General features: G+C 59.3%; 16 protein-coding genes. 8 read left to right on the top strand and 8 right to left on the bottom strand.

The window, feature by feature from the left end; genetic code table 11:
* The first annotated feature begins 148 nt into the window (after positions 1-148).
* Entirely contained in the window at positions 149-2,485 is a 2,337-nt protein-coding gene (locus EI171_RS08045) for a hypothetical protein (RefSeq protein WP_161533031.1), read from the top strand.
* A gap of 446 nt (positions 2,486-2,931) precedes the next feature.
* On the opposite strand, the gene EI171_RS08040 is transcribed toward EI171_RS08045, so the two are convergent.
* The 6 genes from EI171_RS08040 to EI171_RS08010 form a co-directional block, all read right to left on the bottom strand.
* Positions 2,932-3,186 (bottom strand): hypothetical protein, encoded by a 255-nt coding sequence (locus tag EI171_RS08040; RefSeq protein ID WP_161533030.1) that lies wholly within the window; start codon positions 3,184-3,186, stop codon positions 2,932-2,934.
* On the bottom strand, positions 3,179-3,331 hold the full coding sequence (locus EI171_RS08035) for a hypothetical protein (protein WP_161533029.1): 153 nt from the start codon (positions 3,329-3,331) through the stop codon (positions 3,179-3,181). Before EI171_RS08035 ends, EI171_RS08040 begins: the two co-directional genes overlap by 8 nt.
* Complete coding sequence (locus EI171_RS08030) at positions 3,331-4,197, bottom strand: hypothetical protein (RefSeq protein ID WP_161533028.1); 867 nt, start codon at positions 4,195-4,197, stop codon at positions 3,331-3,333. Before EI171_RS08030 ends, EI171_RS08035 begins: the two co-directional genes overlap by 1 nt.
* 122 nt (positions 4,198-4,319) lie before the next feature.
* Complete coding sequence (locus EI171_RS08025; RefSeq protein WP_161533027.1) at positions 4,320-5,609, bottom strand: type IV secretory system conjugative DNA transfer family protein; 1,290 nt, start codon at positions 5,607-5,609, stop codon at positions 4,320-4,322.
* Positions 5,606-6,211, bottom strand: coding sequence for a hypothetical protein (locus EI171_RS08020; protein ID WP_161533026.1), 606 nt, complete (start codon positions 6,209-6,211; stop codon positions 5,606-5,608). Before EI171_RS08020 ends, EI171_RS08025 begins: the two co-directional genes overlap by 4 nt.
* Before the next feature lie 834 nt (positions 6,212-7,045).
* Complete coding sequence (locus EI171_RS08010) at positions 7,046-8,173, bottom strand: site-specific integrase (RefSeq protein WP_161533024.1); 1,128 nt, start codon at positions 8,171-8,173, stop codon at positions 7,046-7,048.
* Positions 8,174-8,517: 344 nt separating this feature from the next.
* Between EI171_RS08010 and EI171_RS08005 the strand changes: the two genes are divergently transcribed.
* The 7 genes from EI171_RS08005 to EI171_RS07975 all read left to right on the top strand — a co-directional run bounded on the left by EI171_RS08005 (position 8,518) and on the right by EI171_RS07975 (position 12,433).
* On the top strand, positions 8,518-9,093 hold the full coding sequence (locus tag EI171_RS08005; RefSeq protein WP_161533023.1) for a methylated-DNA--[protein]-cysteine S-methyltransferase: 576 nt from the start codon (positions 8,518-8,520) through the stop codon (positions 9,091-9,093).
* 96 nt (positions 9,094-9,189) lie between these two features.
* Positions 9,190-10,029, top strand: coding sequence for a helix-turn-helix transcriptional regulator (locus EI171_RS08000; protein WP_161533022.1), 840 nt, complete (start codon positions 9,190-9,192; stop codon positions 10,027-10,029).
* A 129-nt stretch (positions 10,030-10,158) separates the two neighbouring features.
* Entirely contained in the window at positions 10,159-10,518 is a 360-nt protein-coding gene (locus EI171_RS07995; protein WP_161533021.1) for a hypothetical protein, read from the top strand.
* Between the two features lie 12 nt (positions 10,519-10,530).
* Complete coding sequence (locus EI171_RS07990) at positions 10,531-10,809, top strand: hypothetical protein (RefSeq protein WP_011083930.1); 279 nt, start codon at positions 10,531-10,533, stop codon at positions 10,807-10,809.
* 119 nt (positions 10,810-10,928) lie between these two features.
* On the top strand, positions 10,929-11,288 hold the full coding sequence (locus tag EI171_RS07985; RefSeq protein ID WP_028172750.1) for a VOC family protein: 360 nt from the start codon (positions 10,929-10,931) through the stop codon (positions 11,286-11,288).
* 123 nt (positions 11,289-11,411) lie between these two features.
* Positions 11,412-11,810: an SRPBCC family protein gene (locus EI171_RS07980; RefSeq protein WP_161533020.1), complete on the top strand. Its 399-nt coding sequence runs from the start codon at positions 11,412-11,414 to the stop codon at positions 11,808-11,810.
* Positions 11,811-11,923: 113 nt separating this feature from the next.
* Entirely contained in the window at positions 11,924-12,433 is a 510-nt protein-coding gene (locus EI171_RS07975) for a hypothetical protein (RefSeq protein ID WP_161533019.1), read from the top strand.
* On the opposite strand, the gene EI171_RS07970 is transcribed toward EI171_RS07975, so the two are convergent.
* Positions 12,430-13,875: an MATE family efflux transporter gene (locus EI171_RS07970; RefSeq protein ID WP_161533018.1), complete on the bottom strand. Its 1,446-nt coding sequence runs from the start codon at positions 13,873-13,875 to the stop codon at positions 12,430-12,432. The two genes, EI171_RS07975 and EI171_RS07970, sit on opposite strands and share 4 nt — an antisense overlap.
* A 167-nt stretch (positions 13,876-14,042) precedes the next feature.
* Positions 14,043-15,095, bottom strand: a complete 1,053-nt coding sequence (locus EI171_RS07965) for a hypothetical protein (protein WP_161533017.1) — start codon at positions 15,093-15,095, stop codon at positions 14,043-14,045.
* Positions 15,096-15,114: the final 19 nt, after the last annotated feature.

The raw sequence follows: 15,114 nt of genomic DNA, 5'->3' as shown, positions 1-15,114 counted from the left end.
GACAAGTCGCGCGCACGGAAGGGATCTTTTATCGGGCATGCATACGGAGCAGAAAATTTGGCAGGTCAGGACAACCATAAACTGCAGCGCGATGCCGCGGTGAAAGTACGGTTGCCTTAGCCAACAGCCCAAATGGCGGGAGTGCCACATGACAGCGATTCATTGGAAGTCTGGTGTCGGGGGCAATTTTGACGATGCATCGAATTGGAGCACGGCAACGGTGCCGAGTTCATCGGACGACGCACTAATTGATGCTAGTGGGACATACACGGTAGAAAGTTCACTCTCTCGGACAGTACACAGTTTGACGATGGCTGCTGGAGCCACGTTAGAGATCGTCATTGGTGACTTTGATCTGGACTTTTTTGGAACCGATACGAACAACGGGACCATTCACGTCTATTCTGATCTGGCCGTATTCGGCGCTCTGAACAACACAGGTGTTATTGACTTTTTCGGAGGGCCAACACCGACCTTTTCTCCTCACGTAGTGGGTTATTTTCAGCCGACTGGCACGAGCACCAATTCGGGGACAATCGACGCAATCAATGACGCCGAGATCTCTTTCAATATCGCCCCTGTCAACGGTCCTGCGTCATTCACCAACTACGGGATCATCGAAGCGCTTGGCGGAAGCATCATCACAATCGGAGGCAATTTTGGCGCGACATCGTCATTCACAAATGTGGGGACGATTGAAGCGCTCGGCCAAGGTTCTAGCGTCGACCTCTTCTCCACAAGCGGCACCATCACAAATTCGGGTCATCTCGTAGCCGATGGAGGAACTATTCAAATTAGTAACCTGGATTCCATCAGCGGTTCGGGTACCGCGGAGATTAGAAATGGGGGCACCCTATTCATAGGAACTTCATTCTCGGAAAACACGACTTTTGGCGCCGGAGCAAACGGGATTCTGCAACTTGGAATTGGCGCCTCGTTCACGGGCACCCTGTCGGGATTTACGACCGGAGACAAGATTGACTTCTCCGGTCTGCAATACAGTGGCAGCACGCTCGCGTTTGATCCGACAAACAACGCATTGACCGTTTCGAACGGGGTCAACGCTCCCACAATCCATTTATCTGGTTCATACGTTGGCGGCGGGTTTCAACTCTCCGCGGACGCGTCTGGATCTGCGCAGGTGACCTATACACCGCCCAGCCAGTCGCCCGTAAACCTGACTGACGGCAATCTCGTCGTAGAGATGGCAGAACTGGCCAACGAGGCGTACGGTAAATCAGCGGCGGCAGCAATCGGTCGCAATTGGCATGCGGTGTCGGCCACCGATCTCCATCTTCAGCCGGCCGGGGGTGTGACGTTTGCGTTTTCTGATGGGGTGTATGACGTGACGATCCCGCACGGGCACGCAGATGCTCTCGTGCTCGAAGGACTGGTTGATGGGGTGGACACTCTGGCCGTCGCTTTCAAGGGTACAGACGATTTTGGCGCTCGTATTAACTGGCCCACGCCCGCAAATTATTTTTCCTATTTCCTGCCGCTCATCTCATCACTGAGCGACTACATCAGCAGCCACGGCATTCAACACCTGTTGTTTGCCGGCCATAGTCTCGGCGGATCGATGGTCCAGGACGCGTTGTCTCTAAAGTATACGGGGATTACTGCAGCAAAGATCGACGGGTACACGTGGGCTAACCCGGGGTCGGACTCAAAGCCAATTGACCCTCATCATCTTGTGAACTTCGAACACACCAATGATCCAGCTCTAGACCTCGGTCGGTTCGTCCTTGGGCCGCGATACGGAACAGACATTTTGATTGATAGTGCGACTGAATCGACCTCGCCTTTCCAAACTAATTCTAGATCGCCGGTCTTGTTGCCTTCCGACAATCCAGCCCACAAGATGGATAGTTACTTTTTGGACACGCGTCTCTTAGCGGAGCACGCAAATGATGAGAGCGGCGCATTCTACGGCACGCCTGACGCAGCTGCTCTTAGAACTGGAGCCTTTTGGACAGCAGGAGTTAGCCGAAACCAAACAATACCTGGCACGAATCAGGAGGACAACGTGACAATCTCGTCACAAGACGATTTTGTGCTCGGTGGAGCCGGCAATGACAATTTTCATTGGACTATGCAGACTTCTGCTGGGAGTCACCCCGTAGTCATCGATGGCGGACTGGGTACTGACACCTTGTATCTCCCGGGCCCGCAATCGCTGTGGTACTGGAGAACGATCGGCACTGAAACAGACTTATACCTAAAAGGCAGCCATGATCCGATCGCAATAATTTACGGAGTAGAGCACTTTCATTTCGCTGCCGGCCCTCCGGGCGATTCGACGGCGAAGATCGATCAACCGCTGCAAATCGCTGCGGCAACGACCTTAGCCGAGCTGAGCAACTTGCATCAAACTTCGACAGCCGGGCAAAGCGCTCTTGGCCTCGGCGAAAATGCCCTTGAGGTTTATGCTTCACCGCCAATGACGCACGGTTTTCAATTTGCTGACTTTCACCTATTAGCGTGAATGGTGCTCGTCGGGCAATCTTCAGGTGAAGAGAGAAAATACGATGGGTGCAAACAAGTATATTATGCTAGGCACCGGTAGAAGGACGAGCCATGAGGACCGTGGTTTTCTGATCCCTGATACTGCTCCGACCAGCAACAAAAACGGAAGGCTGTCGACAAAGAGATCGATCGCCGCATAGTGGTAATTATTCGTCATACTCATTGAGAGCAGCACAAGAAGCGCCGTAGCAGGAAATAACAGAGCCCAGGCTAAACCCAATGCTCTGCGCCAGCTCGTTCGAGCCATCACTCCGATTTCTTCTGACATGCTGTTATTCTAACTCAATCCTTACAACGCGAAACAGAGCTTTGGGTAATTCTCAGACGCGTCGCCCGAGGATCATTCGTTAGAATGCACGCGCTTTACAGAAGAACAGTAGAGCCGCATTAGCGCGGCTCACCACACTATTCAGCTTCGCCTTCAGTTTCTGCTTCATCTGAGTCTTCTTGGTCTTCCGCTTCTTCGTCGGCCTCTTCGTCCTCGTACACCTCCTCCTCTTCCGGCACATAGCCGATGTCGATCTCCTTGAAATCGACTTCAGCACGCTCTTGTTCTGCTTCCAAGAGACCACCGCAATCCTCACATCGCTGGGCAAAAAAGATACGGGGTTCTTCGAGAACGGCTTTGCGGCAAACGGGGCACCAGAGAATGTCAGACATTCTGTTGCTCCTTCTTTTGACGCGGCTTCCTCACTTTCTTGAGGGCCGCGGCCTCTTGGGCGATCTGCTCCTTGAGAGTTTTGAGTTCGGTGTCGATTGCGGTCTTCTGCGCAACCAACTCCGTTATGCGCTTCAGTCTATCCACTATGGTTCTCCTATGTTCAGGGTTTTGCCGCCGTGTTGGAGCCAAGGCAGGAGGACGGCATATCCTGGCTTGGGAGGTTTGACGCCCGAAGTGATGGTGGGCACCACTTGCACGCCAAATCGGTTTGAGAACTTGCCCGCCATCTGACCGCAGAGATCGATGATGCTGTTGACGCGAGTCTGCGTTGTTGAGGTGAAAAGGACGGTGAGGTTCGGTAGGCCAAACTGCGCATGGTAGGTGCGCTGCTCGAGGACGTTGGCGTACGCACTAATCTTGGTCTCGATGGCCTGTCGGTCGCGGTTCGCGGTGATCAGCGGCTCGGAAGCGAGATCGACCTCTACGACCAGGAAGCGATAGGTACGGTCCGGATATTTGATCCCGATCGGCCCGATGTCGGGCTTGAGCTTGTAGTTGTACTCCTTGCCCTTGAAGTGAAAGGCGACCCGGAAATGGTCGCTGGCCGTTTTCGGCGTGCTCGGGTTACTCAGAATTTGCTCGCGCGTGACGAGGCGCTCACGCGCTCCGATTTCAAAGGAGGCGGCGACCTGGCTTTCGGTGAGCTGATGAAGAAACTGCTTTGACGGTTCGGGGACGCGGTAGTCGCAGCCCATTTCCATGAGCTTGCCGACACCTCTATTTGTGAGTTGGAACGCTTTGGGAAAGCTGAGCCACGCGGCGTGGTGCTTGTCCTGCGTGTCAGTCCAGCGGATGTAGCCGTGATCTTTGAGCTTCTTGGTGCGGAAGATGATCGAAGAGTACGAGCGATTGGTGATCGCGCAAAGGTCGTCCGGCAGCAAAAGACTGTGCCGCCCGATAGCTTTTAAAATTTCGAGATCGCCGGGTACGTCTGGCTTAATAGATTTCATAGTGCCGAAGATAAATCCGCCTTCGGCGGCTAGTAAGTCGGCGACTACGGAGGTCCTAGAAGCACGATGGCGCGCGGTGGGGCGCTATGTGGGGCTCACACCCACTGATGAAATTTTCGTTATCAACGTCCCCACGGAGACGGCTTGTTGTCTTCGTCGGTAGGCGGTTCGCTGGGAATAGGCTTTGAGACTGAACGAGGTTTGTCCGTTGTGGTGGATTGTACAATTTCCGTTGGTTCGGTGGCAGGGCGCGACGGCGCCTCTGAAGGCAATTCTTGCGGTTCAACACCATATAGGAGTTGCATGCGTTCTCGATGTTCGTGCCGCTCACCTGGTGACATGGCTCTAAGAGGACTCTCGGCGTGCGGGATCTCGACGATCTCAGGCTGCTCGCCGCGTACATGCATAGCAAACTGACCTCGTGGGAGCATATTCATACGCTCCTCCGGGATGTGGAGCAGTTTGCTGAAGTATTTTGCCTCCGCATCGACGTTGACCATTTTGATTGCGCAGCTCTCCAACGCACTCAGGACGGCCGGATCTTTGATTTGCGAGGACGATTGGTGGGCGAGGATAAGACCGATGTTCTGCGATCTGCAACGAAAGATAATCTCCGCTACGGTGCTGTCGATGATAGTGTCCGCCTCATCGACATAGACGTAGACCGGTCTTTTCTCATGGCGGGGTCTCGATGAGCGTGCGGTGGCCGCCGCCCATATCTGAGCCATGATGTAGCGACCGAGAAATTTTGATCCCTCGATGTGGAGTTTGTCCCACGAGTTGTCGATCAAAACGATATCGCCGTCGTCCATAGATTCCGCGATGTTGAACCGCGTCTTGGGAGCCGAAAACATCGTCCTGATAATGTCGATCTCAAGAAGAAGCTGGACCCGCCAATTCAGCTCATTCCGGGTCGAGTCGTATGTGCTCCAACCCCCGTTCTTACTCGTATCGAAGAGGTACTGAAGATCAGGTGGAAGAGACTGGAAGTGAGAGCGTTGGGATTCTGGGCCTCTAATCAGAAGATCCTGGACGGTGAGAAGTGTCGCGTTCGGGATACACAGGATACAGGCGCGCAGGAGTGATCGCAGGAGCGCTTGTTGTTTGGGTGTGATGCCGGTACCGAGGATTGCACCGAATATGTACTCGATTTGATCTACGGCACGTTTCGTATCCGTCTTAGGCACGTCAAGCGGATTGATGGCGAATGGAACGAACGTCGGATCAAGGGTGACGAGGAGATTGCCGAGAGCGAGATTTCTGATGGAGTTAGTAAGATCGCCTTTGGGATCGACGACGATAACCGAGGCATCCGTTGGAATATCTTCCGAAATCATGTGAAGCAGGAGATTTGATTTGCCGAGGCCCTGGCCGGCGACAATCCAGTGACCTGAGAACCTCGCTTCACTCATAGCTTAAATGGTTTCGGCTGCCAGCGTTCTTCTTCTTGTCGCTTGGCTTCTTGCTCAGCCTCCTCCTTCGCTTTTTTCTGCTTTAGCTTCTGCCAGTCTTTGTCGAACTGCTCATGGAGTTTGGCTCGCTCATTTTCACGCTGGGCTATGTCTTGATCGATCTGGTGCATCCATTCGGCATTCAGATGCTGCTGTAGCTCTATTTCAGCGTTGAATATCTGATCGCTTTGAAGTGAGTAGAAAGTGTCGACCGTTGGCTTTATGTGAGCCTGGATAAATTCTGATTCAGACATACGCAGTTTTCGGTTGAACAAGTTGGCAATTAAGCCGCCACTCATTTCCACCATGAGCTCCGCGTATGCATCTTTGATGGCAGCCTGGCAGGCTTCATCATCGCCGGGAGTTTTGTCGAAACCGTACCGCTTGTCTTTGATGTATTTGCTCACAGCCTTCTTGTAGCAATCAACAGAGCAGAACCAATACGGCATGCCAAAGAACGTACCGTCTGGGTCAATCGCCTCGCAGGAAGAAACACTCGTGTCGAGATTACCGGGTCGATAACGAGTGCCACAAGTCAAACACCTATCTTCCGCAATAGGCATGGCTATTTCCTTCGATTCAATTCATCAAGGAATCGCTGTTTCATTTCAGCTCGTTCTGACGCTCTCAAAACGGGCACCGCCTGAAGCCACATCAGCGCGCCGACGATTGCGAGGGCGAGTGGCCCTGCCTGACTTTTGCTATCTATCCAACTTGCCCAAACGCCGACGAGCCCTACAAAACAGATTGGTACACCGGCCATACCGATCAAACATCGAAGAAGGCCCATATTAGTCATGCGGACTATTTCCTTCGATTGAGCTCCTCGAGGAATTTCTGCTTCAATTCGGTTCTTTCAGAAGCCTTGAGTACGGGTATGGCCTGAAGCCACATAAGTACGCCAACACCGGTTATGACGTAGCCTGTCGTTCGAGTGCTTTCGAACCACCAAGGCATCACGATGTACATCGTACCGACGAAGGCGACGAAGAGGCCCGCCATACCTATGAGTGTTCGGAGTAGCTGCGAATTCGCGAGCATCTGATGTCCTCCCGAGAGGAGGCGATCAGCATTGGGTCAGCGTTGGAAACTGGCCTTATCTGACCGCCCGCTCCTCTTACTTCGGAGCGTCGGACCTGGCCTTCGCGCATCTCTCCAGATATTCAGAAACCTCATGCGACCACCAGACACGTGGCGAACCGCGATAGTTCGAGAGCTTAAAGCTCTGCGGAAATCTTTTCGCCTTCTCCAAGCGGTCAAGGTGAGTACGACTATAAGGAATTCCAAAATCTGAACGCAGACGTTTGAATGTGACCACTGATTTAGCAGACATCGCTAGACTCCGTAGGGTTGGAGCCGTCGCGACGGCTGTTAGTCAGCCGACGAGCGATGCTATCTTAAATTGACGTAGATTTGAGCAACTTTTTCAGGTGAGCTTCGTGTTTTTGCAGCGCAGCGCGCTTCTCAGCTAGGTAATCGTATCTGTCATATATTTCATCGAGATCGGTTTTGCCACCTCCGGTTACGTGGTTGAGCATGATCTCGGCAACCTCACGCGAGACACCTACGCGCGCGAGCGTCGAGCGAAATGTCCGACGCAGGTCCCGCACTTGCCATCCGGTTACGCCCGATTTCTTGTCGAGCTCCTTTTTCAACTTTCCCCACGAACCGTCGTTGAAGTGCGTACCCTTAATGTGACCGGGGAAGAAGTAATCAGTGTTCTTGTCTCGCCAATTGTCACCCAGCTTTTCCTGCCGATCGAGAATCGCGCGCGCCATCGGAAGGATCGGAATAGCGTGCGCCCGTCCGTTCTTCGTGAATTCACCCGGGATCGTGAGCACACGCCCGTTTCGCCAGGCGCGCTGCAGTCGTCCTACTTCGCCGTTCCGACATCCCCACAAGACGATGAGGCGGACCATGTCGCCGAAGAAGCCCTCACATGCTTGCCAGATTTTTCTGAGTTCGTCGTCGTTCAGGATGCGGCTGCGTTTCTTGTCATTGCCAGGAGCCGGATAGCCTTCGAGCGGACTGCGCTTGATGTAGCGGTGAGGAGGTTTTGTGCACCACCGGAGCATCGTCCGGAGCGCGCGGAATGCGTGAAGCTGCTCACTTGGTACGTCGGCGAGTTTTCCGAGCTCGCGCTCAATCGCCGCATCGTCGAGGTCAGCGAGAGTGCATCTAAATTTCAAGCGATTGAGAAGCCGGAGCGTCTCAGATTTCGTACGCTCGGCTTTGCCTTTGTAATTCTCCTCGATGAATACGAGCTTTGCTTGCTCGAACTCGATGCTGATTTCCTTCTCCCCGACGGGAGTGCCGAGCGCGACAAAGGCGCGGCGGCGCGCTTCTGCAAGCTTCAGATCAGGATAGTGACCGAGCCGGATTTTGGTGCGGTTGGGCTCTTTGAGGACGATCCAGGTCTTGCGACGCTTGCCGACGCGCAAGCCAAAAGCTGGCGTCTTCCGGTCCATGTAAAGACCCGGCTTCAGTGACTGAACGGTGAGATCTGTGAGTCCAAGAATTGGCACGATTTGGCACGCCTTTCACGTGGATTGAGGCGGATAACCATGCCGAAGTATATGAGGGTCGAGTCGCGGAAACCACTGTAAAACAAGGGGTTTACGGGCACTATGTGGAACGGTGGAGAGGCTTCACAAAAGATTGGGAAGCTGCCGTTCTACCATTGAACTACGCCCGCGGATGCGCTGCTCACGCCCGTCCTGATTAGCCGAGACGGCGCGTCTCGCCAAGCGGTTTGGCGCACCTAGCCGGACGGTTGTTAACGTCCTCGCAAGATTTTGGGTGCGCCGGATTGTGGCGGTGTTATGATCAAGCTGTCGGGGGAGTGACGTGCACTGAGTGGGGCGTGTGCATGGTGGGGCGTGGCTATACGATATTCGACACGGCGATCGGGCGCTGCGGCATCATCTGGAGCAGCACCGGCGTGGTGGCCGTGCAATTGCCGGAGGCGCGGGAGATCGACACCCGCCGCCGGATTTTCGCAGTCCATCCCGGTGCGCGCGAGCAGCAGCCTCCGCTGAATGCCGAGCTTGCGATCGAGGGCATCGTGGGCCTGCTGCAGGGCAGCAATCCCGATTTTTCCGACGTCAGCCTGGATGCCGGCGGCGTGCCCGGCTTCAACCGGCGGGTCTACGAGTACACCTGCACGATCCCGCGCGGGGAGACGCGCACCTATCACGAGATCGCCAAGGCGCTGGGGGCCTCCGGCGCGGCGCATTCGGTGGCGCAGGCGGTCGCGAAGAATCCCTACACGCTGATCGTGCCCTGCCACCGGGTGCTGGAGGCCGGCAACTACACAGACCGTCTCTCGCCCTATGGCGGGGTGATCTCCAAGCGGCGGCTGCTGGCGCTCGAGGGTGCCCATCCCGTCGCCAGCAAGACGCTGTTCGAGGTGTTGCTGCCCGTTGCCCCGCCGAGGCCCAGCTAAGGCGCGATCGCAATCGCATCTTGGCTTTGTTTTTTTGGGCACGATCTTGTCGGACAACCGCTACACACTTGTCCGGATCGTGCCTAGATAGGCGGGATGGATGCGACCACGCTGCTGACGACACGCTCGATCACGGTCTCCGAGTTCCGCTGCGATGCGGGGCCGGACGACACGCCGTTCGCGGAGTGCCGCACCGGGCATTCCATCGCCTATGTCCGCTCCGGCAGTTTCGGCTGCCATTGCCGCGCCGGCTTCTTCGAACTGGTGGCAGGCTCGATCCTGGTCGGCGCCCCCGGCGAGGAATACACCTGCACGCATGAGCATGTCAGCGGCGACATCTGCCTGGGCTTCTTCTTCAGCGAGGACCTGGTCGATGCCCTCGGGGGACGGCACGAGATCTGGAAGGTCGGCGCGACACCGCCGTTGCCCGAGCTGATGGTGCTGGGCGAGCTCGCCCAGACGGCGGCAGATGGCAACAGCGACCTGGGCCTCGACGAGATCGGCCAGATCCTCGCCGGCCGTTTCGTCGACGTCGTCTCGGGCAAGGCGCGCAAGCCGGCCACGCCCACCGCACGCGACCGCCGCCGCGCAGTCGAAGCCGCGCTGTGGATCGACGCCAACTCGCATGCCGAGGTCGACCTTGAACAGGCCGCGCGGCACGCGGGACTGAGCCCATTCCATTTCCTGCGGCTGTTCTCGGCCGTGCTCGGCGTCACCCCGCATCAATATCTGGTGCGCTCGCGGCTGCGGCACGCCGCGCGCCTGCTCACCGAGGACGACATCGCGGTCACCGACATCGCCTATGACGTCGGCTTCGGCGATCTCTCCAATTTCGTCCGCACCTTCCATCGCGCCGCCGGCGTGTCGCCGACGAAGTTCCGGCAGGCGTCGAAGGGCGAGCGCAGGATCTTCGGGGAACGCCTCGTCCTCAACTGAGACACACCGGCCGCATCGCAGGGTAACAGTCTGTTGACCAGACGGGTGCGATGCACTGGCGCTTGCGGCACATCGCGCGTTATTACAACCGAAGGGCGATTTTGCGCCTTCAAGGCGGCGAGCCGGCAGATGGACAGTACCTCGAGTGACGTGATTGCGGCCACGCTGATCGCGCTTGTCGTCGGCCTCGCCTTCATCGCGGGCTGTGCCGTCTATTACGGCCGCCAGATCAGCTTGCGCAGGATTCCGATGCAGTGGGACACTGACGGTCAGCCGGCCTGGTTTGCACCACGCCTCGTTGGGCTCTGGTTCAGCTTCGGCGTCACGGCGGCCCTTTCCATGTTCCTGCTCGTCCTCGCCCTTCATGCACCGCAGAAGCTCACAGCCCTGATCGTCGCGACGATCAGCGTGATTGGAACGAACATGTGGGTGCAGGTCTATCACCTGAGACGGGTGGTCCGCTGGCAGGCGGAGGCACCGGCGAACTAGCCGGGCGCCGCCATGGGATTGGTTTTGACCATCGGCGTTTTCGCGCTCTTCGTCTGGGTTACGAGGCGAGTTCACGAACAAGCCAGCGAGCATGCCGCAACCGGAATGCTGCGCTCGCCGCTGTACTGGTCGGCCGCGACGCTCACAATGACATTGCTCGGCTTGGTCCTGTACATGGTCCATCTCGGGCATCAGGGACCGATTCCATGGCTCTTCTGGCCGCTCGTAGGCATCCTGACCGTCATTATCCTGCTGCTGCGCCGCGCCTTGAAATGGCGCTACCCGGTCTAGCATCGCGATCCAACCGTTCCGCGAGATGCGCAAGATTCTCCAAGAGCGGCTTGCCTTCAATTGACTAGGTTCGTCTCCGGCGTGCGCCACGCGCGGCGCGCTTTGCAATGGAGACGAACATGTACGACCACATCGGACTTCGCGTAGCCGATCTCGATGCCGCCACGCGCTTCTACACCGCGGTGCTGGCGCCGCTCGGCTACGTCCTGTGCTCGAGCGGCGACGGCTATGCCGGCTTCGGGCCGAAGGGCGCGCCGGCGCTGTGGCTGCACCTGAACAAGGGGCGGAAGGCCGACGGCGCGCATATCGCGTTCCGCGCCGGGAATCATGATGCGGTCAAGGCGTTCCACAGCGAGGGGCTCAAGAGCGGCGGACGCGACAATGGCGGCGCGGGCCCGCGCAAGGACTACAGCCCGACCTATTATGCGGCGTTTCTGATCGATCCGGACGGCAACAATGTCGAGGCGGTTTGCGTGTGAGCAGGCGCCCCACGCACGAGCATTCGTAGGGTGCCACGTGCGACGGTGCCGATGAATGGTGGGCACGGCGCGCGAAGAGCGCGCCTTTGCCCACCCTACGCCCCCTTCAACCAAGGACTCCTTATGGCCTCCATCCACAACGACATTCCCCTCAACGCCCCTGCGCGCGAGGTCTGGGACGCGGTGCGCGATTTCGGCGCGCTGCATCAGCGGCTGGTGCCGGGCTTCGTCACGGCCTGCACGCTCGATGGCGATGCACGCATCGTCACCTTCGCCAACGGCTCCGTCGCGCGCGAGGTGCTGGTCGATTGCAATGATGCGCGGCAGCGCCTCGTCTATGCCATCAACAACGAGCGGCTGAAGCACTACAGCGCCTCGGTGCAGGTGATCGCCGAGGGCGATGCGCGGTGCCGCCTGGTCTGGATCATCGACATGCTGCCGAACGAGCTTGCGCCGTATGTCCAGGGGCAGACGAAGGAAGCCGTGGCCGCCATGCACAAGGCGTTTCCATCGGCGGTCTAACTGACCTCTGTGACTTTTCTCACAGAGCCCTCGCCTCCTCGGCCGTAACCATGGCCGCGTGCGTCCGGTTGGCTCCGCTCTTCCGGCGAAGCCACGCACGCGAGGAGCATGCCATGAGAGGTGCGGACAACGTGATCTGCCAGGCAGCCGCCGTGCTGCTGCTGTTCTCGGTCGCGAGCACGCCGGCGGAGGCGCAGCTCGCGGGCTTCGGTGGCGGCGGAGGCGCCGGCGGCGAGGACATGATGACCCAGATGGCGCCGATGCTGGAGATGATGAAGGCGAAGATGGGCAAGCGCCGCTTCGCCATGCTGATGCAGACCATGGGCCCGATGATGAGCCGCATGATGGAGAATGGTGGTGGCGGCTTCGGCGGCATGATGGGCGGCGGTGGCCTCGGCGGCAGCAATCTCGGCGGCGGCTTTGGTGCGCCCAATTATGGCGGCTACACCCCGATGGGCGGAGGCGGCTATATGCCAACGGGGCTCGGCGGCATGGGCAGCGGCGACATCATGGGCATGCTCGGCGGCACCAGTGGCGGCGACATGATGGCGATGATCCCGCAGCTGATGCGGCTCGCCAATGTCGGCGGCGGTGGCGGCCATCGCCGCCACAAGCATCGCTAATCCGCGACGCCTGAGAGAGCCGGCCTGATCGCGGGCTTGTTCTTGCGCGGTCCCCAGCGCGTCAGCACCACGCTGGAGCACGACAGCAGGCCGAGCACGACCATCGAGCTCGCGGCCAGCCAGAAGAAGCTCTGCGCGGTCGCCTCATGTGTCGACAGCCACCAGCCGGTCGCCGAGATGTAGATCAGCCGCGCGGTCTGCGCCAGCACCGGGCCGATCACCTTGGCCGCGCCTTGCGAGGAGAAGTACATCGTCGAGGCAAGGCCGATGAAGGCGTAGAACGGCGCCACCGTCGACAGATATTGGTGACTGGCCGCGCGGACGGTCGCGCTGTCGGTGAAGATGTTGACCCAGAGATCGGGGAACAGCGCGACGAGGCACGCCGGCGCACCGACGGCGACGAATGCGCTCGCACCCGCGATCCAGGCAATGCGCCGGGCGCGCGCGATGCGGCCGGCGCCGACGGCCATGCCGACCATCGGCACCGAGGCGATGCCGAACGAGAACGCGATCGAGGTCAGCAGGAATTCGAGCCGCGCACCGATGCCGTAGCCGGCGAGGATCGCGGTACCGAACTTCGCCAGCATGTGGGTGAAGATCGAGATCGTCAGCACCGATTGCAGCGGCGAGAAGCAGGCGATGGCGCCGACCTTCAGGATGTCGAAGAACATGGCCCACTGGATGCGCAGGCCGCGCAGCTTCGGGACGACGCGCGCGCGGCCTGAGAACAGGTACCAGCCCATGACGCCGATGTTCATGCAATAGGCGATCAGCGCGCCGGCCGCGACGCCGCGCATGCCGAACTGCGGCACCGGTCCAAGTCCGAGACCCAGCGTGCCGCCGAGCACGATCTGCCAGGCCGCGGAGTTGAGGATCAGGAACGAGGGCAGCCTCATATTGCCTGTGCCGCGCAGCACGCCCGCCATGGTGTTGAGCAGCCAGGGCAGCACGGCGCCGCCGAAAAACACCTGCGTGTAGGCGATCGCGTGCGTCAGCACATCGCCGCGGCCGCCGAGCATCTCGAGCACCTTGGGCCCGAAGATCAGCATGCCCAGCATGAAGACGAGACCGAACGTGACGCCGATCAGCAGCGCATGCGCGGCGAGCGTGCCGGCGCGCTCGCGGTCGCCGGCGCCGAGCGCGCGTGCGATGGCGGAGGCCACCGCACCACCCATCGCTCCGCCCGACATCGTCATGGTCAGGATCACGGTCGGAAACACCAGCGCCATCGCGGCCAGCGCCTCGACGCCGAGCCGGCCGATATAGGAGGTCTCCGCGATCACCGTGCAGGTGCCGGCCGAGAGCGCGATCACGTTCGGCCAGGCAAGCCCGAGCAGCGTGCGCAGGATCGGCCCGTCAGTCAGCGAGCTCCTCACCGGCCGCGGAGGCGGCGGCAGCGGGCGCTCTTGTTCATCGACCGGGATTTCGGCGATGTCGGACATGTCCTCTCCCGGGCACGAGCGCCATTTGCGGCGCGGCAATGACTAGGTGTGCCAATGAATTTCTTCGCGCAGAAAGCGCGGCGAGAGGCTTGTTAGCACGGCAATTGCCGATTCCTCCTGCGCCTGATGCAGGCGTGCCCTGCGGCAGCGCATTTCAGTGGGTGGAATTACGCGATCGTCCAGACCAGCGGCGGACGGCCGCCTGCGGCCGGGAGCATGTGGACGCCGATATGCCGGCCGCAGCCGGCAGCCAATCCCTCGAACAATCCCTCCAGCACCTTGGCGCAGGCACGATGATAGTCAGCGACGTCGTCCATCAGCTTCCAGCTCTGCTGTCGGATTTCGAAGGCGCCTTCGGACTGCGCCGTCTCGGCGGCATCATCCTGCGCAGCGAACAGCGCGTTCAGGAACGATGCGAATTCCCTCGCGCCGCCGCGGCTCGTCGCGAGTGCGGCCGCGGCCTCGTCGAAATACTGCATCCCGATCAGCTTGCCGGTGAGATGCAGCAGATAACCGGCGTCCTCCGGGCCGAACAGCTGCACCATCACGGGCGCGGCGGTGCGGACATATTCCATCGCATAGTTGCGATAGGCTTTTTCAAGCCGCGGCTTCGGCCAGCTCGCGACCGGCAGCGCCGGCGCGGCCTTCGCATCGAACAGCGGCGCTTCCAGATGCCGCGCGAACACCAGGCGCTGGTCGAGTTCGAGCGGATGGTCGTATTGATGATAATAGCCTTCGAGCCCGTCCTGGCCGTCGACGCTCTGCTTGGTGCAGACGAAGCCGAGGCGAAGATCTCCGAGCGCAACCCCGTTGTTGGCGTGCCAGCCGCGCAGCATCGCGCGCGAGACCTCGCCCGGCACGCCGCAGATCGCGGTGCCCTTCCAGATCCAGCGCGGCGGCGGATAGCGGATCCAGGCCTTGGTGTCGCTCTCGTACATGTATTCGACATGCACGCCGCCGATCCAGTTGGAGAGGTAGTGATATTGCGCAGCAGCGACCGCCGGCGGCAGATGGCTGAGGCCGAGCTTCTCAAGCCCCGGCAGGAAACGCTCCTGCTGCTGGCGGCGGAACACGCGGAAGACGAACTCCGCGGCATCCGCGGTGCCGCGCCGCGTGACAACGGTGAGGATAAGGCCGGTGAAATAGGCGTGATAGAGATCGGCGACCGCGCGCCAGCGCTTCCATTGGGCTTCCTGCGCGGAGTCAGCTGCGGCGGTCATGTTCGCTCCCGGCTTGTTG

The organism is Bradyrhizobium sp. LCT2, assembly GCF_009931255.1.
GTDB classification, from domain to species: Bacteria; Pseudomonadota; Alphaproteobacteria; order Rhizobiales; family Xanthobacteraceae; genus Bradyrhizobium; species Bradyrhizobium diazoefficiens.
Note: the sequence above shows the minus strand (reverse complement) of the source record. Positions and strands in the feature narration are given on the sequence as shown.